The organism is Hyphomicrobium sp. B1, assembly GCF_049532635.1.
In the GTDB taxonomy this organism is placed as follows: Bacteria; Pseudomonadota; Alphaproteobacteria; order Rhizobiales; family Hyphomicrobiaceae; genus Hyphomicrobium_B.
In genome coordinates this window covers 3616224-3639234 of the sequence record NZ_CP134871.1, presented here as the reverse complement: position 1 = coordinate 3639234, position 23011 = coordinate 3616224, and the positions used below count along the sequence as shown (strand labels likewise).

Sequence of the window (23011 nt, the reverse complement as noted above, 5' to 3'; positions counted from 1 at the left end):
CAATCTTGGAGTTTCGTTGAAATGGGGTGAGCAGGGCCGTCATCCTCGACTTTCTGCCGAGGATGACTTCGTGATGAAACCTAAAGCCCAGGATCCATGCCGTCGTCGACGGGGGGTGGCGGCTCAATGGCGACGGCGATGCCGGCCGCACGGAGAATGATCGCCACTTCGTTGGCGCGCCGCATGAACTCTTCGCGATCTTTCGAACTCATCGACAGGTCGCGGTTGAGGCCGTTCGCCAGCATGTCACGCTTCAGGACGAAGTGACCTTCGGTCGGCTCTTCTGCCTTGGCGCTGACAGCCGTCGCGACGCCACCAGCCATCGTGGCACCGGTTACGGAATCGACGAGCAGCAGGGTGCCAGTTTCAGGCGTTTCGGTGAAGACGTCGATGGCTGCAGCGCGTCCCAATGAGATTTTGGCGATCGCAATGTCGTTGGCACCGCAGCTGCGCGCCGGGCGCGAGGCCATAGTCTCGAGATCGAGAAGCGCCTTGACCTCGATGTTCGAGATCGGAATGAGATCAGTCGATGTCCGCAGCAGATAACCTGCGGTGGGGCTGAAGGCATCTTCCGACAACCAAACAAAACGCGCTTCGACGGTCTGGGCCGCGACGGGAAGCATATCACGCTTCGAGAGAACCGCGCCGCGCGAGACATCGATATCGACATCGAGCTGAAGCGCGACGGCCTGGCCGGCCGAGGCGCTTTGCAGATCGCCATTCATCGTGGCGATGCGAACGACTTTGCCACCTGCGTTGCTTAGCGTGTCGATGACTTCGTCGCCGACCTTGATCGAGCCGGACGTGACGGTGCCTGCGAGGCCGCGGAAATCCTGGCTGTCGCGCAGAACCGTCTGCACGGGGAAGCGGAACACGGAGCCGGCTTCGCTGACGCGGCTCGGCGTCTTCTCCAGGTGCTGGATGAGCGTCGGGCCGGTGTACCAGGACATGTTGCTCGATTGGGTCGTGACGTTGTCGCCGAACACAGCCGAGAGCGGCACGGCGGTCGCGTCCCAGAAATTGAATTTCCAGCAGAGCGTGCGGAAGTCGGCTTCGATCTTGCGGAACACGTCTTCCGACCAGCCGACCAAGTCCATCTTGTTAACGGCGAGCACGACGTGCTTGACGCCGACGAGATCGAGGATGGCCGTGTGTCGCTTGGTCTGCTTCTTCACGCCCGAGCGCGCATCGACCAGAACGATCGCGACGTCGGCGTGAGATGCGCCCGACGCCATGTTGCGTGTGTACTGCTCATGGCCAGGTGAATCGATGATGACGAAGCGGCGCGTCGGCGTGTCGAAATATTTCCACGCAATGTCGATCGTGATGCCTTGCTCGCGCTCTGCGACGAGGCCATCGAGTAGCATCGAGAAATCGGGGAGATCGGTGCCCGCAGCTTTGCGGCCCGACTTGCGGACGTTCTCGCGCTGATCCTCGTAAAGGTCGGAAGCATCCCACAGCATGCGGCCGATCAACGTCGATTTGCCATCGTCAACAGATCCGCACGTCAGCAGGTGTGTAATGCCGCCGAGATCGCGCACGAGGTTCGGCACGACTTCCAGGCGTGGCGCCTCGTTGGCGGCGGGCTGAATTTTATGCAGGGCGTGCACCGACATTAGAAATAGCCTTCCTGCTTCTTCTTTTCCATTGCGCCGGCTTGGTCGTGATCGATCAGACGGCCCTGGCGTTCCGACGTCTGCGCGTTGAGCGTTTCGGCGACGACGGCTTCGATCGTTTCGGCTTCGGATTCGACCGCTGCGGTGAGCGGGTAGTCGCCGAGCGTGCGGAAGCGAATCTTGCGCATCTCGACTTTTTCGCCGTCCCGCGGTTGCAGACGTTCGTCATCCTGCATCAGGATTTGCCCGTTGCGCACAATGGTCGGCCGCTCGGCCGCGAAGTAGAGCGGAACGACATCGAGCTTTTCGCGCAGAATGTAACGCCAAACGTCTTTTTCGGTCCAATTGGACATTGGGAAGACGCGCACGGTTTCGCCGGTACCGAGGCGCCCATTCAACAGGTTCCACATCTCGGGGCGCTGCTTTCGCGGGTCCCACCGATGGCCGGGGGCACGGAACGAGAAAACGCGTTCCTTCGCGCGGCTTGCTTCCTCGTCACGGCGGGCGCCGCCGAAGGCCGCGTCGAAGCCGTATTTGTCGAGCGCTTGTTTCAGAGCCTGTGTTTTCAGCACGTCTGTGTGGATCGAAGGCGCGTGATCAATCGGATTGATGCCGCGCTTGATGCCGTCGTGGTTGGTGTAAACGATCAGATCGAGACCAAGTTCACGTGCCGTCCGATCGCGAAAAGCGATCATATCCTTGAACTTCCACGTCGTGTCGACGTGCAGCAGCGGAAACGGCACCGCCTGCGGGAAGAAGGCCTTCCGCGCCAAGTGCAGCAGGACGGTCGAATCCTTGCCGATAGAATAGAGCATCACGGGCTTGCGGAACTGCGCTGCAGCCTCGCGGAAAATATGGATGCTTTCTGCTTCGAGCAGATCAAGATGCGATGGCGAGGCCGTCATGCCGCGCGGTCCTTCGGTTCGAAACCAGGGTCTTGGGGCTGCGTATGAAGTCCGCATTCTTTGCCGTTCTCGTTTTCCCACCACCAGCGGCCGGCACGGATGTCTTCGCCCGGTTTGATGGCGCGTGTGCACGGTTGACATCCAATCGACGGGAATCCCTTCGCATGCAGAGCATTCACGGGAATTTTGTTGGCTGCAACGTAGTCTTCGAGTTTTTCAAGAGACCAGTCAGCGATTGGGTTGAGTTTGATGAGCTTTTGCACAGGATCGTAGCTCGCGAATGGAACATGCGAGCGGCCCTGTGACTGCTCGCGGCGCAAACCGGTCACCCAACCAGCAGCACCATGTAGCGCCCGATTCAGCGGACGGACTTTGCGAATTTCGCAGCAAGCTTTGCGCGCTTCGATCGAATAGCGAAAACCGTAGACGCCGTCGTTTTCAACCAGCTCTTCGACTTCGGCGGACTCAGGGAACATCACACGGATCTTGATGCCGTACTTGCCTTCGGTATCGAACAGCGTGTCGAGCGTCTCGGGAAAATGCCGGCCGGTGTCGAGCGTAAAGATGTCAATATCCGTTCCGCTCACCGCGATGGCGTGCGTGATCGCCTGATCCTCGATGCCGAGGCTGGTGGAGAAGGAGACGGTGCCGTCGACGGCTGCGCGGATTGCCGACAGGCGCTCTTCGAGCGTCGTCAGCTCTGCGAGCTTGTGGTCGAGTTCGGCTGCGAGCGCATGTTGCGCCGCGGAATGAATATCGGTCGGCTGGCCTGCGGGGGCGAATGCCGGTGCTTCGAACAGCGTCATGAAGGACCTCCGTGTGCCGCTACATAGTGGAAAACTATTCTCCTGAGAAGGCATTTCTATAAATAAGAATAGGATATTATTTCTCAAACTATCGCGAAATGGCCGCGTTCCTTTCTTGCGGCGCTTGAGAATGGCGTTCGCTGCGCCGGCGGCAGCGTGTGGAAATCATTGTCGTCGCGCGAGCCATCCGAGCAAGCCATTTGCTGCCGATGCGGCGGTTGCGAAGGTCCCCTGCAGCAAATAACCGCCGGTGGGTGCTTCCCAATCAAGCATTTCGCCTGCGGCAAACAGGCCGGGGCGGTCTTTGAGCATGAGGTTCTCGTCCAACGCGGTCCAAGTGACGCCGCCAGCGGTCGAGATGGCCCTGTCGATGTCGGTCACCCCTACAACCTGTAGGGGTAGAGCTTTGATGCGCGCGGCAAGGGCGTCGGCGCTGTCGGGTAGCGCTGCATTCCCTTCGCGAAGGAGGGCGACGGCGATCGGATCGAGATGGGCTGCCTTGCGCAGAAAGTTCGTCAGCGTTTCGCCGGAGCGGCGGCGGCCGAGACGTTCGGCGAGAGCCGGCTGCGTGAGGTCCGGTTTGAGGTCCACCATAAGTGTCGCGCTTTTGCCGTCGCCAAGTGCGGCGCGGATTTGCGGGCCGAGAGCATAGATTGCTCCGCCTTCCAGGCCGTTTGCCGTTACGACGGCTTCACCCCGGACCGTTGTCGAGGCGATAGAGAGCGCAATGCGCTTTAAAGCCAGTCCCTCGAAACGCGATTTGAAAACCTCAGACCACGATACGCGGACGCCGCAGTTGGCCGGCTCGAGCGGTGTGATGGCAACACCGGTGTTTCGGAACTGATCAACCCAGGCGCCGTCGGAGCCGAGCTTCGGCCAACTGCCACCGCCAAGCGCGAAGAGCGCCGCATCGGGTGTGATCGTAAGTTGGCCATTAGTCGTTTCAAATACCAGCGCGCCGGTATCGTTGAACCCGACCCAGCGGTGGCGGGGTTTAATGGAAACACCGAGGCTGTCGAGACGCCGTAACCATGCGCGCAACAGTGGCGAGGCTTTCATCGCCTTCGGAAAGACGCGACCGCTCGTGCCGACGAAAGTTTGAGCATCGAGATCGTTCGCCCAGGCGATGAGCCGCTCAGGCGGAAAAGTTTCGACGGCCATCCGGACTTCATCGGCGCTTTCGCCATAGCGTGTCAGGAACCGTTCGAGCGGCTCGCTATGAGTCAGGTTCAGGCCGCCGCGGCCGGCGAGCAGAAACTTGCGCGCGGGCGACGGCATCCTTTCATAGATAGAGACGCGATGTCCTGCGTTCGCGATGACCTCGGCAGCAAACAAGCCTGCGGGTCCGGCGCCGATGATGGCGACGTCCTTCGCGTCGACGGTTTTGCTCACCATGTTCCCGTGTTCGCCATCGAGGCCCACGGTTCCTGCGACGGCAGCGAAGCGCCCTTCTGCAGAAGCTCGATTGAGATCAGGTCAGGAGAACGCACGAAAGCCATGTGACCATCGCGCGGGGGGCGGTTGATTGTGACGCCCGCAGCCTGGAGTTTTGCGCAGGTAGCGTAAATGTCATCGACAAGAAATGCGAGGTGCCCGAAGTTGCGGCCCGTGTCGTATGGCTCAGGGTCCCAATTGTAAGTGAGTTCGAGCACCGGCGCTTTCTCATTCAGCGCACGCTCTTCGTCTTCGGGGGCCGCGAGAAAGATGAGGGTGAAGCGACCCTTCTCATTTTCCATCCGGCGAATCTCTTTCATCCCGAGTGCATCGCAATAGAATTTGAGACTAGCCGCGATATCGGTCACGCGAACCATCGTGTGCAAGTAGCGCATCACTCACCTTTTGCCTGCTGTGTGATCGTCTTAGTGGTCGTGTTGCTCGCGCGAAAAATTCTTCCGCACACGCGAATGCTGCACCTCTGCCACAGTGCGTCCTGAAACGTCTTACAGCGCCCGCTCGCTCGCGATGCGCGATTTCGTCCTGCTGTGGATGAGCATTGGAGATCTTCGTTTCCGCCGTTTGGATCAGCACCATCGAAGACGCGGAAAATCAAGTGCCGATGAACGAATCACTTGTCGGTGATTCGGAGCGCACGGCGCTATCCACGCATGTGGAGGAAAGTTTGCCGGACATCGGCGCGAGATCGAAGCTGGGGAAGAATCAGGATGCTTTTTAATGACGTGTTATCATGCTCTTAGGCGAGCAAACACGATGTGGATTCAAGCATCACAACCGATGGTCAAGGGGGATGCGCCAAAATATTGCCCCTAGTTCCAGCCAGAGCCGGTGTTATGGTTTCCCACGTTTCGCGGTGATGTTCGGTGTTTCGTTTCTGAAGAGGGCTCTTCCAGAAGCGAGATGTTCGGCGGCATGGCGCAGCGAAAGAGTTATCGTTTGACGCACAGTATATGCGGGGTAAGCAAGTATGGGGGATAATAAACGTCCCGGGCTTTCTGAATTTTTGGAAGTGGGCGGTATCAGCCCAGAAGCGCTCGACGACGCGGCAGCTGAAGTTTTTGAAGTTGCCGGAATGATCAAGTGGTTCGACGCTTCCAAAGGCTACGGCTTTATTGTGCCGGACAATGGACTGCCCGATATCCTTCTTCACGTGACCTGCCTCCGGGCCGGAGGTTTCCAGACTGCCTACGAAGGTGCGCGCGTTCATTGCGAAGTGTTGCGCCGTCCGAAGGGCATGCAGGCTTTCCGCATTCTCAGCATGGATGAGAGTTCGGCGATCCATCCGTCGCAACTTCCTCAGCGCACGCATGTCATCGTGCAGCCGGAAAGCGATTGGTGCCGGGCATACGTCAAATGGTTCAACCGCGTTCGCGGTTTCGGCTTCTTGACACGCGGCGAGGGCACGCCCGATATCTTCTGTCACATGGAAACGCTGCGCCGCTTCGGCTTCACTGAGCTGCGTCCAGGGCAGATCGTTCAGGTTCGTTGGGGTTACGGATCGAAGGGCTGCATGGCCGCGGAACTCAGGCCGGATGGTGTGCCGACGGGGCTGCCGTCTCGTAACTGACACGAGCAAAATGGCGAATATGGTGCCGAGTTCAACGAAGGGGGCCGCGATCAGCGTGGCCCTTTTTATTTTTCCGCCGCTGTTCGTGGCAGCGTGGCCGTGGATGAATGCGTTCGTCGATCTGGTGCCGCCCGCGCATGCGAAAATGCGGCAGGACACGTTGCGGATCGTCTCCGCCGGGGGCGCCGAGCATGCGTTTACGATCGAGGTCGCGACCACCGAGAAGGAAAAAGCTCTTGGCTTGATGTTCCGCACGGAGCTCAGCGACAACCAAGGAATGCTCTTCCCCTACACCGTCGAGCGTGGTCTTCAGATGTGGATGCACAACACGTACATCCCGCTCGACATGCTTTTCATTCGCGCCGATGGCACCATTACGCGCATCGAGGAGCGCGCCGAGGCGCTGTCGGACCGGGTGATCTCATCGGGGGCGCCGGTTCTAGCTGTGCTCGAAATTCCGGGCGGCGCGTCGGCGCGCCTTGGCATCAAGGCCGGCGACAAGGTGCGTTATCCAATTTTTTCGGGTTCCTGACGCCCGCGGCTATTAGGGATGGTGTGTCCGACCAGCGGCGACTTGACCTTAACGAGCGAAAGCGGCAGATGAGAGCGCAAGTCGGGGCGTAGCTCAGCCTGGTAGAGCATCTGCTTTGGGAGCAGAGGGTCGCGTGTTCGAATCATGTCGCCCCGACCAATACTTTCTGTAGGTTAGCCGAACGCGCGTTTTCATTCGGACTTTCCTGCAGGGGCGCCGTTCTGACTTTCGGCCTCGGAACGTTCATCACTGCTTCCACTTTCGACCCAAACGTGACGCTTGCGAGCTACATCACGCGCCGGGTTTCCGTGCGCTTGACGTACGGTCGCACCGCTTTGGGCAAGGTGGCCGGCAAGGACGTTCTCCGGGCGCTGGTGCCATTCGAAACAGAAGAGGGATACAGCCCCGCCGGGTGACGCTCTCCGGCTGCCGCGAGAGCCTCGTGTAGGGCACATAAGCTCATCGAGCGTTGCAGGCCGCGTGGTGCCTTTCCCCTGATCCAGTTCGACGCCGACGGGAAACAACTGCAGCCACGATATCGACCGATATCGATAGGCCCGCCGAGAACAGCGGTTCTCCTTAAACCAGCGTTAGGCTATGAAGAGCGCTGTATACTTGCAAGGGGGGATCATGCCACGACGCGAGTGTCCAGCCACCGTTCAGGCCGAGATCAGCAGTTCATTAGCGCTCGCGTATATCTGCGGTCTTGCAGGCTATGAAAGTCGCGTCGATCCTCCGACCAGGACGCCTCATAAGCCCCCAAGGTTCCCATCACCCCCCGCTCCCGAAATGGCGTGACGTTACGATCTCTCTCGATGGCTGGTTAGCGATGGGGAACGCGGCCAAAAAGAGCGGCATTTCAGAACTGCATTGCGCTCAAAAAACTACCGTTCGCGGATTCTGAATAATGAATGACCATCCATTCTACCTTTTTACGTCCGTCCCGCCGCATTTAGTCGGGGATCAACTTGAAGAACAGCACCGCATTATCGCTTCGTGGATAGCCGCAGGCTTTTCGCCGGTATCCGTCAATGGGCCATCCGAGATTGAACGGGTACTTGCCTACGGATTTGATCTTGATATCGAGCCATGCAGCAGCGAGGGCAAGCCGCTTGTCGGCGATATTCTCGAGGCCGTTCGTAAGCGATCTGGCCCACGCGCGGGGATCATTAATTCCGATTGCGCTATTCTTCCCTATCCGAATTTAGCGGCGGTTCTGGCAGACGAATTGGAAGGCGGCCTCCTCTACGCCGAGCGCATTGATGTCGGCGGCGACGACCCTCCGTCTATCGGCAATTGCTATGGGTTTGATGCCTTCTTTTTTGATACTGCGCTGAGCCGCGGTATTGTAGATGGTCATTTCCAGCTCGGCGAGACCTGGTGGGACTACTGGTTTCCGACACAGATGGCGGCCCGTGGCGCGACATTGGGGAATATTGATGTGCCCCTCATCACACACCGGAGACACACATCCAGATGGAGCCCTGAACTATGGCGATTCAATGCGAGGCTCCACTGGAGTGAGATGAAGCTAGCGATTGACGCTAAACAGTTGCCTTCTTTTTCGACGGTCATTCGTGATGAAGAGGAAGGATACTTAACTCGTCTTGCGCCAGCTACGTTCTGCTGGCTGCAGTCTCAGAAATGGCCGCGTCCACTTTCATTTCTACCGCCCGAGTTAGTCGGCCTCGAAAACATTCTGCGTGCAGGTCATTATGCCATGCACGTTCGCTTGCCGGAAATCCCGGAGACGCGGCCCGCGATCGTTGCCCCTGAGGCACCCAAGAGGCCGAAGAGCATGTTGAGTCGCGCCAACCGCGCCCGGCTGCATTTCCAGCGCCGCTTGTTCCGGCGAGAGGCGGCTAGCAGTCAGAATGCACGTTGATTTTTCACATTTCCTGCGTACTTTGGCAGCAGCGGGTCGCGTGTTCAAGTCATGTCGCCCCGACAAAATTGCGATCGTTCTTCGTTCGAACTTTCTCGTCATTGCGGAGCCACTATGACGGCACGGATCTTCAAACCTGCGAAAACCGCCATGCAGTCCGGCGAGGCGCGGACGAAGGAGTGGGTGCTCGAATTCGAGCCGGCCAGCGCGCGCGACATAGATCCGTTGATGGGCTGGGTGAGTTCGCGAGACATGCAAGCTCAGGTTCGGCTCGAGTTCGATACCAAGGAAGAGGCCATTGCCTACGCGACGCGCGTGGGCCTCGCCTACACGCTCAGCGAACCAAAGCCGCGCAAGCCAATCAAGAAATCGTACGCGGATAATTTCAAGTTCGGGCGGACGACCAACTGGACGCACTGATGAGTTGGTGGCGAGCGACTCGCGTTTCGCGAGCCAGCCACTCGCCGCGGGCTTCCTTTGAGATTGCGTCTGCCATTGGGCGGAGTAGGCGACACCGTTTCGCGGATCAGGCTGGCCACGCAATCTCGATGGCGCATTTTGCCTATCTCTCAAAACGTCGAACCTCTCTCGCGCGGCGGCACGGTCGCTCGGTGGCGCTACACTGATGCCGTCGCCCTGGCGCAATCGCCTGATCTGGGGTGCGATGATCCTTCTTCTCGTCGTGCTCGCATTCAAGACGCGGGATCACTTCGAGATCTATTTCGCAGGTGTCGGCAAACTTGATGTCCGGGTCGTTCCAGGCGACGACACGCTCTATCTAAGCTGGCGCGGAAAGATCGATGCTCCGATGGCGTCACGCATTGCGGAGGCATTCGAGCGCCATAAGGGCGAGGCGCATAAGATCATCTTGTCGCTTTCATCGCCGGGCGGGTCGCTCGATCAGGGCGCTGACGTCGTGCGGCTGCTGGGCAGGATCCGACAGACGCATGCGCTTGTCACGCTTGTAGACACCGGCGGCATCTGCGCGTCGATGTGTGTGCCGATCTATCTGCAAGGGCAGCTGCGTCTCGCGGCGCCGAGTGCGGAGTTCATGTTCCACGAGGTGGCGTTTCGCGATTTCTTTTCCAAGAAAAGGGATAGTAGCGTGCCGGAAACGGCGATCGGCTCCGAGACCGATCGCTTCTTCGAGAAATACTTCGAAGCTGCTGGTGTGCCGCAATCGTGGATCAATAGCGTGCGCGCGCAAATGACCGGCGGGCATGAGGTCTGGAAGACCGCTCGCGAGCTGGTCGACGAGCACGCGGACATCGTGCAGCAACTCATCTGAGGCAAGCCTCAAGGATCGCGCCAGAGCATGCTTTGATCGGCGCCTGCCGGAGGCCCGCAAGCGAGCCCCCGACAGGAGAATTGTTTTTTCCTAGCGGAACAGCACGGTAGCTTTGCCGAGCGTATTCCAGACGCCCCAGAAGAACGGAATCGCGACCGCGATCCATGCTACGATGGCGCCTGGGCTCACACCGCCGAAGCCGATGCCGTGCGAACCTGTGCTGACGTTTGCCGTCGACTTCGCTGCCTGGAGCTTTGCCACTTCGGCGTCGCTCATCATCCATTTGTCGGCGACCGGGCGAATGAGCGCGTTGGCGATGAAGCCGACGAGCAGGAAGCCCGCAAGGATATACATTGTGCGATCGTAGACGAGGGCGCGCGGTACACCTGCCGAGATCTGTGCGTCACGGAGATAGCCGATCACCAGCGGGCCAAGGACTCCCGCCGTCGACCACGCCGTCAACAGCCGTCCGTGGATGGCGCCGACGAATTGCGTGCCGAAGATATCGGCGAGATATGCGGGCACCGTTGCGAAGCCGCCGCCATACATCGTCAGGATCACGCAGAACGCCGCGACGAACAGCGCGATCGAGCCGGCGTGTGCGAGCGTCGGCGCCAGTGCATAGAGCGCCATGCCGAGGACGAAGAAGCAGAAGTACGTGGTCTTCCGGCCGATGATGTCAGAGAGTGACGCCCACAGGAAACGGCCGCCGCTGTTGAACAGAGATAGCAAGCTGACGAACCCGCCTGCAATTCCTGCGATGATCGTGGCTTGAGCTGGCGTCAAATCCTTGAAGGAGACGTCGTTAAGACCGATCAACTTGCCGGCAAAGATTTCCTGCAGCATCGGTGAGGCCATCGCCAGGACACCGATACCTGCCGAGACGTTCATGCAGAGCACGATCCAGATCAGCCAGAACTGCGGGGTCTTATGGGCATTATCGAGATGGACATGGCCGTGCGTGATCAGGGCTTTGGTTTGGCTGCTTGGCGGGGTCCAGCCGTCGGGCTTCCAGCCATCCGGCGGCACGCGGTAGCCAAACGCACCGCATAACATTGCGAAGAGGTAGATGACGCCGATCATGGCCATCGCCTCTTGGACGCCGACGGATTCAGCGGTCTTGAAGTGGTTCATCAACAGGATTGCAATCGGCGAGCCGATCATCGCGCCGCCGCCGAAGCCCATGATGGCCATGCCGGTTGCCATGCCGCGGCGATCGGGGAACCATTTGATCAGCGTGGACACCGGCGAGATATAGCCGAGACCGAGGCCGATACCGCCTATCACGCCCAGGCCGAGCCAGAGAAGCCACAACTGGTGCAGGTGCACCGCCAGAGCCGAAATCAGGAAGCCGCCGCCCCAGCATAATGCTGCGACGAGTCCGGCCTTGCGTGGCCCGGCGCGTTCCAGCCAGCCGCCGAACACCGCGGCGGATAATCCGAGAAACACGATGCCAAGTGTAAAGGTAACGAGCAGGTCGCTGACGCGCCAATCGCAAGTCGTCGTGATAAGGGCCTGGGCCAGCGTCATGTCGGGACATGTCACCGGCTTGGTGATGCCGAGCGCTTGCGACAGCGGGAGCCAGAACACGCTTAGGCCATAACTCATGCCGATGCAGAGATGGATGGCAAGGGCGGCCGGTGGCACCAGCCAACGGTTGAACCCCGCCTTGGCGATGATTCTTTCTCTATCGAGCAATCCCGGAGCGTACGGGTCTGCGGAACTGGCCACTGTCATGCGTTTATTCCCCCAGGTTTATTGGCTGCTTTGGTGCGACCGTTTTTCCGGCTTTTGTGCACCTCGGCTGCGACACAATCAACATTGCACCGCGATGAGCCCCGGAAATTCCGTCCTAAATCGTGCAGGGTACAATTGCCCGGAAGGGATCGCACGGCCTTGCGCCGCAGGAAATTCGACCTTCGCCACGCGCCGTCGCAAAGGCGTTTGCTCTTGGGAAAAAATTCGCTACAAAGCGCCTTCTTCGCGACTGCCGCGGGTGTAGCTCAATGGTAGAGCAGCAGCCTTCCAAGCTGAATACGTGGGTTCGATTCCCATCACCCGCTCCAACCGCTCTCCAGTAGTAGCTGTGAAGCGGCTGCGTTAGGCGTCCTGCTCGGAGATCTCGACGCGATCGGGATAGAACGCGACGTGATCCTGGATAGCGCCAACGGCCTCGTAGGGCACCTCATAGCTCCACACTGCATTTTCAGATGAACTGCGGGGAGCGGAGAGACTGAAATACGAAGCGTCGCCTTTGTACGGGCAATACGATGTGTGGGTGGACCTTTGCAGAAACTGCATATCGACATCCGTCCGAGGGATATATTGGACGGCAGGGTAGCTCGCCTCCTTTAGGACGATCGCGTTCGTGGTGTCGGCGACGACCTTTCCCGCGAACCTGACGACGACGCGGCGCGGATTTTTCTCAAGCGTTATTGGATGCTTGCTATCCGGAATAAGCTGTACACGGTCCTCCGTTTTGGTTTCTGTCATCGTTGCCTCCTTGGCATGACGTAATGAGCAGGGGGGAAAACGCAAGGGATCCTGCGGAGGTGTCATAAGCTTCCGCGCGGCAGCGCTGTAATGGCTTCGCGGATATGAGCAAGCGGAGCCGTTTGCGAGAACGTCACCGTGTTTCCTGCTGGCGTTACGCCCAAATCGTTCCAAAGCTTGGCAAGATCGGGTGCATAAGGTTTGTCACGCATCTTGGCGTAAAGCTCTTCCATGACCGGGTAGCCGGCTGTCTGGTCGGCGACTTTCAAGATGCGCTCGATGGGCCAGTCCTGATCGTGGGTACCGCCCGCGGCAAGGACTCCACGCATCGCCTGCTGCAACCCGACCTTGTTGTGGCTTCGCTCGCGATACGTGATGTCGGCGAGCAGGCAGAAGATGGCGCCGCCCCAATAGGTCCGCCCCCAGGTGTGGGTGCGGTCGAGGCCTTCGTCTCCCTCCTGCGGCAATCCCTTCGGCATGTCCCGAACCATGTCGGCCCAGATTTTATCTGCTTTAAGATCTCCGGCCTGGACGCGGGCAATCGGCTCGACATAAACGGCCAGCCCTTCCGCGAGCCAGAGATGCTCCTGCGAAACGTCGGGTAAGGCGAGATGGACCATCTCGTGCACGGCTTTCCAATCGGCAATCAGATCGTCGTCGGTTGTAAAGTCACCGACGAGAAGCCGGATGGCAGGGCCGCGATAGCCGAACGCCTGCCCACCTTCGACGCCTTCACCTTCAACGGGAACGATCAAGATCTTCGCGCTGGGTACGGGAAACTTTCCATAATAAGTGGTGACGGCCTTCGCTGAAGTCGTCAGCCATTTGAGAATTCGGTCGTGACTTAGGCGGAGGGGGCCAGGTGCAAACGCGATCGTTTGCGTGGCTCCCCCAATATGCAACTTCGTGGCGTGGAGTTCGTCGAAGGCATCGTAGGGCATGCCGGTACCCTGAAACGCCTGCGATGAGACCGCAGCCGGTGCAGGCGACATAGGGAAGGGGATCAGAAGTCCCGCCCCGAACAGGATCCGTTGCCATGTGCGCACAGGCGTTCTCCGAGATGCATAACTTTCGACTGCGTGCAGAAGCTACGGACTGCGACGTGCCGGCGTTACATTGGGTTCGTCATCGCTATCTCGGTCGGGGCACGACGCCTTTGACAGGACGACTTATCGCCAGATCGTATCCCTCAGTATGTTGCCGGATGGACTCTGCCGCCCGGCTGCTTTGAGTTGTCCTGAACGCCTGCGCATCGGTTCGAAAAAGCCGGCCGGCATCTGATGTGCGCGCATGGATGCACGGAAAACAAGGGATTTTCCAAGTTCGCGACGGCGCTCTCTCCGGCGTTAGTCATCGGTATTTTTACGGATGTGTGAGTCCGGCGGGCGGTCGCCCGATGGCACCGGCCGGAATAACGCGTGCGGAGGTTCCGATCTAGCTTTCACCGAAGACGAACTCGATTGCACAGAGAAGGCGGTGTTGGTGGACGTCATCAGCGACGGCCGATTCCGGCTCGGGTTTGCAAGTGGCCATGTGGCCCTGACCAGAGAAAGGTGAAGGCAATGATCAGACTTCCTGTCGCCCTCGTTGTTTCGCTCATTGCGCTCGGCGCCGCGGCGAGTGCCGCAAGTGCGCAAGGCACGTGCTCGGGCGATTTTGAAAATGTCGGCGGAAACTGGATCGCAACAAACTATTGCCAGCGCGTCCACGCCAAACACGTTGCGAGCCAGGAAGGGATGCACCTGACCTCGCATCCGGTGCTAGCCCGTGACGAGACGCCGGGTCAGTTTTGTCGCGAACACGTCGACGATAATCGCACCTCGACGTACTGCTCAGAGTATAATGATTGACGGACCGCGTTTGCGGTTGACTGAGAGTTTTGAAAGCGGGTCGGCAAACTGCCGGCCCGCTTTGCGTATCGGCGCAATTCTACCAGCGCAAAAGCCCCGACAGGAGCATTCCGCCGCCGACCACGATCAACACGCCGAGCGAATACCACGTGGCCAGAAACGGGATGCCATATTCCGTGCAATGCAGGGAATAAATGCAGGCACCGTAGCCGCCTGCCATGAAACCAGCTGCCGCGCCGGCGACGGCGTAGTGCGTCGGGGCGAGTTGGCGAAGCGCAAGGAAAGCTGCAACCAGAAGTGGGATCGAAAGCGCAACGATTGCCCACGGACAGAACGACGAGGAACTCCCGAGCCAAAGCTGGCTTCGCTCGTCTGGCGGAGACATGAAAAATTCCATGCCCGCTGACAGCGCGACGATTGCGAAGATCGCGGAAAGCAACGCAAAAGACGACGTCGCTTTCGCACCGGGCCGTCCGAGACGCTCCAGCGCGAAAAGGCCTGCCGTACCGATCATGAATGTGTAGCCAGCCTTGATCCAGAACGGCGCGGAATGCATCGCCGTGCCGAGTTCTGGCCGGAGTCCGAGCCACAGGACCATGACCGTCAGCGAAAAGATGATCGAAAGCAAAAGGCTCGCCGTAATGATCCGCGCAACCGAACCGGGCGAGGTCGGGAGGTCGGCGACAAGACTTCTGATAAGTTGTTCCGTTCTCAATTGATGTCTACTCCGAGGGAGCAGCCGAACTTCCGCGCTGCAAAAGAGCGGACGGCGCTCATAGACGTGTCGTTTAAAAGACATTCGCGCGCGCGGACGCCGGAGTTACATCGTTCAGGCACTTTTTTGAGCACATGCGCGGTAGGGGGTACGGCAGCCCGTTCGGATGGGATCGCGAAAACGAACTCCTTTAGGCTGAGATACAACCTGGAGCGGATAGCAAGGCCAGCCTATTCGCCGGGAAGCGGCGCGGGTATCTCATGAGCAATGTCACAAAAGTTGTCGGCAATCGACTCGGGCGAAAGTAACCTTCGTGCAGCTTTCAGATCGTCTTTCGGGCGTCGGAGTTACGATTTGAAATGTTCCTCGCCTATACGGCTATTGAGAGATGACCTACTATGCTCTCAATGGTTCTTAGATGTTCCGCATTCGCATACGTCGGGGTGAGCGCTCGAATGGGTGAAAATTTTCAACTGTGGCCGGCAGGGATGTCGAGCCCGGCGCGAACTGGCTGCGCGTGGCAGAATTTGCGGCTGTTTTCTCGGGTGGCCCCCATTCTTGCCGTTGCCGCGACGCTGGCTCTCTCGGGATGCGGGGACAGGAATACCTTTATCCCGCCACCCCCGCCGAAAATCGAGCTGGCGTCGCCGCTGAAACAGACCGTGACGCGCTATCTCATGGCGACGGGCAACACGGCTGCGGTCAATACGACCACGCTCGTCGCGCGTGTTCAGGGTTTCATCCAGAGCATCGATTATAACGACGGCGACTTCGTCAAGGCGGGCAAGACGCTGTTTGTCATCGAGCAGCAGCCTTATCAGCTTTCGCTGGAGCAGGCCCAGGCCGGGTTGGCGAGCGCGGAGGCGCAAACTAAGAAGTCAAAAGCTGATTACGAGCGTCAAGTCGATCTTGCCGCCAAAAACATCTCCAGCCAAGCGACGCTCGACGCGGCGACCGCGACCTACGATGCTGCCGTCGCGGCGCAAAAGCAATCGCAGGTCAATATCGATCAAGCGCAGCTCAACCTCAGCTATACCGAGGTCAAGGCACCGTTCGACGGCATCGTGACGGCGCGTGAGGTTTCGCTCGGACAACTTGTCGGCGCGGGAAGCCCGACGACACTCGCAACGATCGTTCAGCTGCAGCCGATCTACGTCAACTTCTACGTCAGTGAATCGGATGTGCAGTCGATCCGCGATAACATTCGGGCGCGCGCTATAACCGCGGAGGAGCTGAAGAAAATTCCGATCGAAGTCGGGCTGCAGAGCGAGACGGGGTATCCGCACAAGGGCACGCTCGACTACGCCGCGCCGACCATCACTGCAAATACCGGCACATTGCTGGTACGCGGCGTTTTCCAGAACGAGAATAAATCGCTGCTGCCAGGGTATTTCGTCAGGGTGCGCGTGCCGCGCGGCAAGGACAACGATGCGCTGCTGGTGCCGGATCGGGTCGTCGGCAGCGATCAGGCCGGTCGCTACGTCTTCGTTGCCAACAAGGATGATATCATCGAGCAGCGCAAGGTCGTGCTCGGACAGCAGGTGGGCGATCTGCGCGTGATCGAGACGGGGCTTGCTCCTGATGATCGCGTGGTGATCTCCGGGCTAATGACGGTCGTGCCGGGCCAGAAGATCCAACCCGTCATGAAGACGATCAGCGCCCCGGCGCCGGATGCGGACACCGCGCAATGATCTCAAAATTCTTCATCGAACGGCCGGTTCTCGCCAACGTCATTGCGATCCTGATGGTCGTGATCGGTGCCGTGTGCGTGTTTGAACTGCCCGTCGCGCAGTACCCGAACGTGGTGCCGCCGACCGTGTCGGTTACGACGCGATATCCCGGCGCGAGTGCGCGGACCGTCGTCGATAACGTTTCCCTGCCGATCGAGCAGCAGGTGAACGGCGTCGAAGATATGATCTACATGCAGTCGTATGCTGCATCCGACGGTACGTATAACCTGACCGTCACGTTCCAGATCGGCACTGATCTCAACGCGGCGCAGATCCTTGTGCAGAACCGCGTGCAGGCGGCGATGGCATCGCTGCCGCAAGCGGTTCAGGTGCAAGGCGTCGTCGTGCAAAAGAAATCGACGTCGATCCTGCAGATCGTGACGTTGACGTCGCCGAACAGCACCTACGACAGTCTTTATCTCAGCAATTATGCGACCATCCGGTTGAAGGACGAGATTTCGCGCCTGCCGGGCGTCGGCAACGTCAATGTTTTCGGTGCTGGGCAATACGCGATGCGCGTGTGGCTCGATCCGGACAAGATGCAGGCACGCGGGCTCGACGCGCAGGATGTGATCCAGGCGCTGCAGCAGCAGAGCGAGCAGGTGACGGCCGGGCAGGTGGGCATGCCACCGGTTTCCGGATCACCATCGTTTCAATATACGATCGACGTGCAAAGCCGCTTTGACGATCCTGAGCAGTTTGCGAATGTTATCGTCAAGACGGGCACCAATGGTGATCTCACGCGCGTGAAGGACGTTGGACATGTCGTCCTCGGGGCGCAGACCTATGCGCAGTATTTCAATCTCGACGGCAAGCAGGCGGCGGGTCTAGCGATCTTTCTGACGCCGGGCGCCAACGCGCTCAACGTTGCGAAAGAAGTGTCGGACAAGATGAAAGTCCTGGCGAAGGAATTTCCCCAGGACATGATCTACCAGATCCCGTTCGATACGACGCTGTTCGTGCAGCAGGCGATCGATGAGGTCTACCGCACGCTGATCGAAGCGGCGGTGCTGGTCCTCATCGTTATTCTCGTCTTCTTGCAGGATTGGCGGGCAACGCTTGTTCCAGCGACGACTGTGCCAGTGACGATCATCGGCGCGTTTGCGGCGATGGCTGCGATGGGATTTTCGATCAACCTTTCGACGTTGTTCGCGATCGTGCTCGCCATCGGCATCGTCGTGGATGACGCCATCGTGGTCGTGGAAGGCGCGGCGCATAACATCGAAAAGGGCATGTCCGGCCACGACGCGGCCATCGCGGCCATGAATGCGTTAATGGGGCCGATCATCGGCATCACGCTCGTTCTGATGGCGGTGTTTCTGCCGGCATCGTTTCTTCCGGGGCTAACCGGACAGATGTACGCGCAGTTCGCGCTAGTCATTGCGGCGACGGCGATGATCAGCGCCATCAACGCCGCCACGCTGAAGCCGACGCAATGCGCGCTGTGGCTGCGGCGGCCGGTACCTCCCGAAGAACGCAATTTCTTTTTCCGCGGTTTCAACGCCGTCTACCAGCGGTTCGAGAACTGGTATACGAAGATCATCGATTGGATGGTTCACCACAGCATTGCGATGTTCATCATCGCCTTGCTGATTATTTCGGGGGCTGTCTATGGCATGACCCGGGTCGCGACCGGCTTTCTGCCCATCGAAGACCAGGGTTATCTGATTGCATCGGTGCAGCTTCCCGAGGGGGCGTCGCTTGGGCGTACGCAAAACTCGTTGCAGCAGGTCGAGCAAATTGCCGACGCGGTGCCGGGCGTTGAGCGTGTCATCACCATCGCCGGTATTTCGCCGCTCGATAACAGCGCATCGCTCGCCAATGCGGGCGTTGCGTACATCATGCTGAAGGATTGGAGCAAGCGCGGCAAAGACGAGGATCTTGCCTCGCTTTATAAGAAGCTCAACGGGGCGATGGCCGCCATCGAAGATGGCGTCGTGATGGTGCTGCCGCCGCCGCCGATCCAAGGTATCGGCAATGCCGGCGGCTTCACGATGCAGATCGAGCTGCGCGACAGCAGCTTTGACCTCGTGAAACTTGGCAGCGCCGTGGATGCCGTGGTGAATGCCGCCAATACGCAGTCGGGCATTCAACGCGCGTCGACGACATTCCGTGCGACGGCGCCGCAATACAAGGTCACAATCGACCGAGCAAAAATTCAGACGTTGCTGCTGACGACGGACCAGGTGTTCCAGGCGCTGGCGAGTTATCTGGGTTCCAGTTACGTCGATCAATTCAACAAGTTCGGACGCATTTTCCAGATCTACGTGCAGGCGGATGCGGATTACCGCATGGAGCCGAGTGAGATTTTGCGTCTCAAGGTGCGCAATCAGAACGGCGACATGATCCCGCTCGGAACGGTGATGAATATCACGCCGATCGTCGGACCGTCGCTCATCAGCCTTTACAACCTGTATCCGTCGGCAACGATTGTAGGCGTGCCGGCGAAGGGCTTTTCGTCGGGTGATGCGATGTCGCTGATGGAGCAAGTTGCGGAAAAAACGCTGCCGCCGGGCGTCGGCTACTCGTGGACGGCGCTGTCCTATCAGGAAAAGATCGTCGGCGGCCAGATCTACTACGTCTTCGCGCTCGCCATGCTGCTCGTCTATCTGGTGCTCGCGGGACAATATGAGAGTTGGTACTCACCGCTCTCGGTGCTGTTTGCGGTGCCGCTGTCGCTGGTCGGACCGGTCTCAGTCATGCTCGGCCTCGGCATCGACAACAACCTCTACGTCCAGATCGGTCTGGTGCTGCTGATCGCATTGTCGGCCAAAAATGCGATTCTGATCGTCGAGGTTGCGCGAGAGCTGCGCGCAGAGGGCAAGAGCATCGCTGTGTCTGCCGTCGAAGCGGCGCGGGCCCGGTTCCGTCCCATCCTGATGACGTCGTTCGCCTTTATTCTCGGTGTGGCGCCACTGGTGTTTGCGACCGGCGCCGGTGCGTCGGCACGAAAGTCGATCGGCATCACGGTCTTCAGCGGCATGCTGGCGTCGACGCTGCTTGCGGTGCTGTTCGTGCCCTCGATGTTCGCTGTCATCCAGCGCTTCGAAGAGTGGCGTCAGTCTCGCAAGGGTGCTCCGACCAAGGCTGCCGAGGACACACCGCCTGCGGCATAACTGCTGCGGCCGTCGCCAGGATGACCTCGCCGCAACTGAACCACGTTCTTGGTCGAACGTGCAATTGCTGCGAGATCGCTGGCCGGGCGATCGGACATTGCCTATTTTAGGTGAAATTGGGCGGCTATAAGTTTGCTTTCGCAATCTCAAAACAAAACGTAAAAGTACGTCGTGTACGAATTCAGAGGGTATAATGGCCAAGTGGCGTCGACGTAGCGAACCGACTGAGACAGTCGAGCCGCGTCAGGTGACTTTCGATGTCCCGCGCTTCATGAAGCTTTGTGGCATGCTGGCTTCCCCCAACGAAGGCGAGCGTGCGTCAGCCGCAGCGAAAGCCTCGGAAATGCTGAAAGCGGCCAATCTGACCTGGAACGACGTCATCAAGGACGCCAAGACACTCAACGATCACATCGCGTTGGGTAATGCGCGGGAAGAGGAACAGCGGGCGCACCGGTTCTGGAAGACGAGCGGCTCTTCTGAACGCGCGAGAGCATAGCCCGCTGCAGCGCGCGCTGGCGTCCGGCACTCTGTTTATCTTTCCGCCTCGAAGCCTTTGATGGCCCAAGCTGCGGCATGGCCGAATAGCCAGAGGGCAATCGGGGGCGCGAAGAGCAAAATCGGAACTTCGACGAAATCACCGCGCGTGGTGAGGCTGCCTTGTACGCCCTCAAGCAGCAGGTAGATCGTCCAGCCCATAATCCAGCCTGCCGAAACCAGGATCCAAACGCGAAACAGGCCGCGTTTCCAGTTGAGCGGGGGAGGGGTGTCCGCCCTCAAATCGTTAGCCGCGGCACGGCGCGGAATTCCAAAGTTCGGCATATCACCCTCCAGTCTCGAAAGACGCGGGCCGCGCCGATTCCGGCTGCGCTGCGTCCGTTCCCGCCGTTCGCCCTTGTCATCGCACAAGAGAGAAAGTGCGCTGGCGGCGCGGACGTTACCACGGCCCATCCCTGTCTTGCACGCCCTACCCTGGCATAGGGAAAGCGAGCGTGATTATGTCGCCGCGATGGCATCGGGCCGCCCGGCGGCCAGATGCTACACTTTCCCGCGGAAAGATACGGTCGGGACAGCCCTTCAGTCTCCAGCGGCGCAGGACGAGTGGTACCAATGGAACAATTGACGAAACTCTCGGTCTTGGATCTCGGCGAACATTTGCTTGGATTTTACGACGGGCGCATTTCGGGCGTGCGGTATTATTCGGACGCGCCGAATTGGCTCGATGACGGCGGGTTTGCGCTCGGCATTTGCAGCTATGCCGTCGTCGATGGGGCGAGTGCGGTCGTTTACGATACGCATCTGTCGATCGCGCATGCGCGGGACATTCGCAACATTCTGGAAGCGCGTGGAGTTCGGGACATTCGCATCGTGCTGAGCCACTGGCATCTGGATCATGTCGCCGGAAACGCCGTCTTCGAGGATTGTGAGATCATAGCGTGTGCAAAGACCGCGCGTCTGTTGTCCGAACATAGGGCAACTATTGAGGCTGGAACGCACGATGGATTGCCGGCGATCGCGCCGCTGGTGATGCCGACAACGATTTTCTACGGCGGCTTGGATCTGACGTGCGGCAACGTTGGCATCGAATTACGTCCGCTCGACATCCATAGCAGCGACGGAGTGGCGATGTTCCTGCCCGGCGATAAGACTTTGCTGGTGGGCGATACGCTGGAAGACACGGTGACGTATGTCGTCGAGCCGGATCGTCTCGCTCAGCATCTGACTGATCTGGAGCGTATGTCGGCCTGGGATTTCTCGCGCATTCTGCCGAACCATGGCGCGAAGGAGCGGATCATGGGCGAGGGCTACGATCGGGGCCTGATCGGGGCGACGCAAACGTATGTCGAGCGGCTTCTTCAGGCGCCCGACGACGAGCGGTTGGCTTCGGTCGCACTGTCAGATTTTATTCCTGAAGCGCTTGCTAGCGGAGCCGTCACGTTCTTCGAACCTTATGAGGCCGTCCATCGCGGGAATGTCGCGAAGGTCCTGGCGCTTCGGCACGAAGCATCGGCGTAAGCGAGGACGGACGATGGCAAGCGGGGCGCGCATTTCGAGAAAGGGGCAGCAATTCGCGCGCAATCTCGATTGGAACCTCGTGCGGCTCTTTCTCGATATCGTGCGTTCAGGGGGGATCAGCACGGCAGCGCGGACGCTGAACAAGCAACAACCGACGATCAGCGCCGGGCTGAAGCGGCTTGAAGATCATGTCGGTGCGCCGCTCTTTGTGCGCTCTGCTCGCGGTGTCGCGCTGACGCCTGCCGGGCGGTCGCTTCTAAAATCCGCAGAAGAGATCGAAATTCTGATTTCCGGTATGCCGGGTGACGTCGCGCAGTCTTCGGGTCGACTGCAAGGCGTCGTGACGTTGCGCGTGATTTCGGATCTCGTCGCTCCGGCATTCGATCGGGCGATGGTGGCGTTTCATCAGGTCAACCCGGAAGTCGAAATCCGTTTCGACATTTCACCGTGGCGCGACGTGGTTTTGTCGGTGAAGGATGGCAGCGCCGATATTGGCATTGCCTGCGACGCGGCGACCGGCATGGAACTACGCCATCGACCATTGATGCGCGAATGGCAACAGCTTTATTGCGGCAAGGCGCATCCAGCCTTCGGTGCTGCGCCGGTTTCGCCAGAGAGCGTTGCCGACGAGACGTTCGTCCTGACCGGAGAAGATGAGCCGGCCGAACTTGCCGCTTTCCGCCAACGCCATCGCTTAGGTGAACGCTCGGGTGGCTCCGCCGAAACGCTGCATGAGGTCAAACGGCTCATTCAGATCGGCATCGGCATCGGCTTTCTACCGACGGTCGTCGCGGCCGAGGCCGTCGAGGCGGGCGAGCTTTGGCCGATGCTGCACCCGGACGTTCTGCCGACCTATCCGGTCTATCTCGTGACCCGGGACGAAAGCCTCAGCCCGCCCGCGCGGGCGCTTCTCGACATGATCGAAATGCACGTAAAAGACGCCGATCCGGATGGTTCGGACGAGGCATAGAGCCATAGATCAAATCTATGGCTCGTATCTGCACTCAACGGCTTCTGAGGCTCGGTCTTCGATGACAGTC

At 59.4% G+C, this 23011-nt stretch carries 22 protein-coding genes and 2 tRNA genes; 14 read left to right on the top strand and 10 right to left on the bottom strand.

Annotation, left to right across the window (positions count from 1 at the left end; all coding sequences use genetic code 11):
• Positions 1 to 80 precede the first annotated feature (80 nt).
• The 5 genes from RLW55_RS17335 to gloA form a co-directional block, all read right to left on the bottom strand.
• The gene (locus tag RLW55_RS17335; RefSeq protein WP_013947277.1) at positions 81 to 1616 is read right to left on the bottom strand and encodes a GTP-binding protein; all 1536 of its coding nucleotides are present in this window, start codon (positions 1614 to 1616) and stop codon (positions 81 to 83) included.
• Positions 1616 to 2521 (bottom strand): sulfate adenylyltransferase subunit CysD, encoded by a 906-nt coding sequence (gene cysD, locus RLW55_RS17330; protein ID WP_409563062.1) that lies wholly within the window; start codon positions 2519 to 2521, stop codon positions 1616 to 1618. The genes RLW55_RS17335 and cysD overlap by 1 nt, the downstream gene beginning before the upstream one ends.
• Positions 2518 to 3327 carry a phosphoadenylyl-sulfate reductase gene (locus tag RLW55_RS17325; protein WP_409563063.1) on the bottom strand — a complete coding sequence of 270 codons (810 nt, stop codon included), beginning with the start codon at positions 3325 to 3327 and terminating at the stop codon, positions 2518 to 2520. The genes cysD and RLW55_RS17325 overlap by 4 nt, the downstream gene beginning before the upstream one ends.
• Before the next feature lie 165 nt (positions 3328 to 3492).
• Complete coding sequence (locus RLW55_RS17320) at positions 3493 to 4722, bottom strand: TIGR03862 family flavoprotein (RefSeq protein ID WP_423414904.1); 1230 nt, start codon at positions 4720 to 4722, stop codon at positions 3493 to 3495.
• Positions 4716 to 5156, bottom strand: a complete 441-nt coding sequence (gene gloA, locus RLW55_RS17315; protein ID WP_423414903.1) for a lactoylglutathione lyase — start codon at positions 5154 to 5156, stop codon at positions 4716 to 4718. The genes RLW55_RS17320 and gloA overlap by 7 nt, the downstream gene beginning before the upstream one ends.
• Before the next feature lie 164 nt (positions 5157 to 5320).
• Here gloA and RLW55_RS17310 point away from each other — a divergent pair, with 164 nt between their 5' ends.
• From RLW55_RS17310 to RLW55_RS17280, 7 genes are all read left to right on the top strand, one after another.
• Complete coding sequence (locus tag RLW55_RS17310; RefSeq protein WP_409563066.1) at positions 5321 to 5500, top strand: hypothetical protein; 180 nt, start codon at positions 5321 to 5323, stop codon at positions 5498 to 5500.
• A gap of 249 nt (positions 5501 to 5749) precedes the next feature.
• Positions 5750 to 6349, top strand: coding sequence for a cold-shock protein (locus RLW55_RS17305; protein ID WP_409563067.1), 600 nt, complete (start codon positions 5750 to 5752; stop codon positions 6347 to 6349).
• Positions 6350 to 6404: 55 nt separating this feature from the next.
• Positions 6405 to 6881 carry a DUF192 domain-containing protein gene (locus RLW55_RS17300; protein WP_409563068.1) on the top strand — a complete coding sequence of 159 codons (477 nt, stop codon included), beginning with the start codon at positions 6405 to 6407 and terminating at the stop codon, positions 6879 to 6881.
• Positions 6882 to 6963: 82 nt separating this feature from the next.
• Positions 6964 to 7040 (top strand) — tRNA-Pro (locus RLW55_RS17295).
• Positions 7041 to 7788: 748 nt separating this feature from the next.
• Positions 7789 to 8766, top strand: a complete 978-nt coding sequence (locus RLW55_RS17290; RefSeq protein ID WP_409563069.1) for a hypothetical protein — start codon at positions 7789 to 7791, stop codon at positions 8764 to 8766.
• A 114-nt stretch (positions 8767 to 8880) separates the two neighbouring features.
• The gene (locus tag RLW55_RS17285) at positions 8881 to 9186 is read left to right on the top strand and encodes an ETC complex I subunit (RefSeq protein ID WP_013947286.1); all 306 of its coding nucleotides are present in this window, start codon (positions 8881 to 8883) and stop codon (positions 9184 to 9186) included.
• A gap of 205 nt (positions 9187 to 9391) precedes the next feature.
• A complete protein-coding gene (locus RLW55_RS17280; protein ID WP_409563070.1) occupies positions 9392 to 10054 on the top strand; it encodes an ATP-dependent Clp protease proteolytic subunit in 663 nt (220 codons plus the stop codon).
• A gap of 90 nt (positions 10055 to 10144) precedes the next feature.
• On the opposite strand, the gene RLW55_RS17275 is transcribed toward RLW55_RS17280, so the two are convergent.
• Positions 10145 to 11791, bottom strand: coding sequence for an OFA family MFS transporter (locus tag RLW55_RS17275; RefSeq protein WP_423414902.1), 1647 nt, complete (start codon positions 11789 to 11791; stop codon positions 10145 to 10147).
• A gap of 255 nt (positions 11792 to 12046) precedes the next feature.
• Between RLW55_RS17275 and RLW55_RS17270 the strand changes: the two genes are divergently transcribed.
• A tRNA-Gly gene (locus RLW55_RS17270) sits at positions 12047 to 12120 on the top strand.
• Between the two features lie 34 nt (positions 12121 to 12154).
• On the opposite strand, the gene RLW55_RS17265 is transcribed toward RLW55_RS17270, so the two are convergent.
• Positions 12155 to 12547 carry a DUF427 domain-containing protein gene (locus RLW55_RS17265; protein WP_423414901.1) on the bottom strand — a complete coding sequence of 131 codons (393 nt, stop codon included), beginning with the start codon at positions 12545 to 12547 and terminating at the stop codon, positions 12155 to 12157.
• A gap of 62 nt (positions 12548 to 12609) precedes the next feature.
• A complete protein-coding gene (locus RLW55_RS17260; protein WP_423414900.1) occupies positions 12610 to 13593 on the bottom strand; it encodes a hypothetical protein in 984 nt (327 codons plus the stop codon).
• A 516-nt stretch (positions 13594 to 14109) separates the two neighbouring features.
• Between RLW55_RS17260 and RLW55_RS17255 the strand changes: the two genes are divergently transcribed.
• Positions 14110 to 14397, top strand: coding sequence for a hypothetical protein (locus RLW55_RS17255; RefSeq protein ID WP_409563074.1), 288 nt, complete (start codon positions 14110 to 14112; stop codon positions 14395 to 14397).
• A gap of 79 nt (positions 14398 to 14476) precedes the next feature.
• On the opposite strand, the gene RLW55_RS17250 is transcribed toward RLW55_RS17255, so the two are convergent.
• A complete protein-coding gene (locus RLW55_RS17250) occupies positions 14477 to 15112 on the bottom strand; it encodes an NrsF family protein (protein WP_414462483.1) in 636 nt (211 codons plus the stop codon).
• 488 nt (positions 15113 to 15600) lie between these two features.
• On the opposite strand from RLW55_RS17250, the gene RLW55_RS17245 reads away from it, so the two are divergent.
• From RLW55_RS17245 to RLW55_RS17235, 3 genes are all read left to right on the top strand, one after another.
• Positions 15601 to 16803 (top strand): efflux RND transporter periplasmic adaptor subunit, encoded by a 1203-nt coding sequence (locus RLW55_RS17245; RefSeq protein ID WP_423416431.1) that lies wholly within the window; start codon positions 15601 to 15603, stop codon positions 16801 to 16803.
• Entirely contained in the window at positions 16800 to 19958 is a 3159-nt protein-coding gene (locus tag RLW55_RS17240; RefSeq protein ID WP_423414899.1) for an efflux RND transporter permease subunit, read from the top strand. The genes RLW55_RS17245 and RLW55_RS17240 overlap by 4 nt, the downstream gene beginning before the upstream one ends.
• 193 nt (positions 19959 to 20151) lie before the next feature.
• Complete coding sequence (locus RLW55_RS17235; RefSeq protein ID WP_409563077.1) at positions 20152 to 20454, top strand: hypothetical protein; 303 nt, start codon at positions 20152 to 20154, stop codon at positions 20452 to 20454.
• A gap of 35 nt (positions 20455 to 20489) precedes the next feature.
• Here RLW55_RS17235 and RLW55_RS17230 read toward each other — a convergent pair whose 3' ends face one another.
• A complete protein-coding gene (locus RLW55_RS17230) occupies positions 20490 to 20777 on the bottom strand; it encodes a hypothetical protein (RefSeq protein WP_013947296.1) in 288 nt (95 codons plus the stop codon).
• A 288-nt stretch (positions 20778 to 21065) separates the two neighbouring features.
• Here RLW55_RS17230 and RLW55_RS17225 point away from each other — a divergent pair, with 288 nt between their 5' ends.
• Both RLW55_RS17225 and RLW55_RS17220 read left to right on the top strand, forming a co-directional pair.
• On the top strand, positions 21066 to 21971 hold the full coding sequence (locus tag RLW55_RS17225; RefSeq protein ID WP_423414898.1) for an MBL fold metallo-hydrolase: 906 nt from the start codon (positions 21066 to 21068) through the stop codon (positions 21969 to 21971).
• A 13-nt stretch (positions 21972 to 21984) separates the two neighbouring features.
• Entirely contained in the window at positions 21985 to 22941 is a 957-nt protein-coding gene (locus RLW55_RS17220) for a LysR family transcriptional regulator (RefSeq protein WP_409563079.1), read from the top strand.
• The last annotated feature ends 70 nt before the right edge of the window (positions 22942 to 23011 follow it).

Bases quoted from the DNA above. Each gene is read 5' to 3' on its own strand.
- RLW55_RS17335 (WP_013947277.1), bottom strand. From the start codon at position 1,616: ATGTCGGTGCACGCCCTGCATAAAATTCAGCCCGCCGCCAACGAGGCG.
- cysD (WP_409563062.1), bottom strand. From the start codon at position 2,521: ATGACGGCCTCGCCATCGCATCTTGATCTGCTCGAAGCAGAAAGCATC.
- RLW55_RS17325 (WP_409563063.1), bottom strand. From the start codon at position 3,327: ATGACGCTGTTCGAAGCACCGGCATTCGCCCCCGCAGGCCAGCCGACC.
- RLW55_RS17320 (WP_423414904.1), bottom strand. From the start codon at position 4,722: ATGGTGAGCAAAACCGTCGACGCGAAGGACGTCGCCATCATCGGCGCC.
- gloA (WP_423414903.1), bottom strand. From the start codon at position 5,156: ATGCGCTACTTGCACACGATGGTTCGCGTGACCGATATCGCGGCTAGT.
- RLW55_RS17305 (WP_409563067.1), top strand. From the start codon at position 5,750: ATGGGGGATAATAAACGTCCCGGGCTTTCTGAATTTTTGGAAGTGGGC.
- RLW55_RS17290 (WP_409563069.1), top strand. From the start codon at position 7,789: ATGAATGACCATCCATTCTACCTTTTTACGTCCGTCCCGCCGCATTTA.
- RLW55_RS17285 (WP_013947286.1), top strand. From the start codon at position 8,881: ATGACGGCACGGATCTTCAAACCTGCGAAAACCGCCATGCAGTCCGGC.
- RLW55_RS17280 (WP_409563070.1), top strand. From the start codon at position 9,392: ATGCCGTCGCCCTGGCGCAATCGCCTGATCTGGGGTGCGATGATCCTT.
- RLW55_RS17275 (WP_423414902.1), bottom strand. From the start codon at position 11,791: ATGACAGTGGCCAGTTCCGCAGACCCGTACGCTCCGGGATTGCTCGAT.
- RLW55_RS17265 (WP_423414901.1), bottom strand. From the start codon at position 12,547: ATGACAGAAACCAAAACGGAGGACCGTGTACAGCTTATTCCGGATAGC.
- RLW55_RS17255 (WP_409563074.1), top strand. From the start codon at position 14,110: ATGATCAGACTTCCTGTCGCCCTCGTTGTTTCGCTCATTGCGCTCGGC.
- RLW55_RS17245 (WP_423416431.1), top strand. From the start codon at position 15,601: ATGTCGAGCCCGGCGCGAACTGGCTGCGCGTGGCAGAATTTGCGGCTG.
- RLW55_RS17240 (WP_423414899.1), top strand. From the start codon at position 16,800: ATGATCTCAAAATTCTTCATCGAACGGCCGGTTCTCGCCAACGTCATT.
- RLW55_RS17235 (WP_409563077.1), top strand. From the start codon at position 20,152: ATGGCCAAGTGGCGTCGACGTAGCGAACCGACTGAGACAGTCGAGCCG.
- RLW55_RS17230 (WP_013947296.1), bottom strand. From the start codon at position 20,777: ATGCCGAACTTTGGAATTCCGCGCCGTGCCGCGGCTAACGATTTGAGG.
- RLW55_RS17225 (WP_423414898.1), top strand. From the start codon at position 21,066: ATGGAACAATTGACGAAACTCTCGGTCTTGGATCTCGGCGAACATTTG.
- RLW55_RS17220 (WP_409563079.1), top strand. From the start codon at position 21,985: ATGGCAAGCGGGGCGCGCATTTCGAGAAAGGGGCAGCAATTCGCGCGC.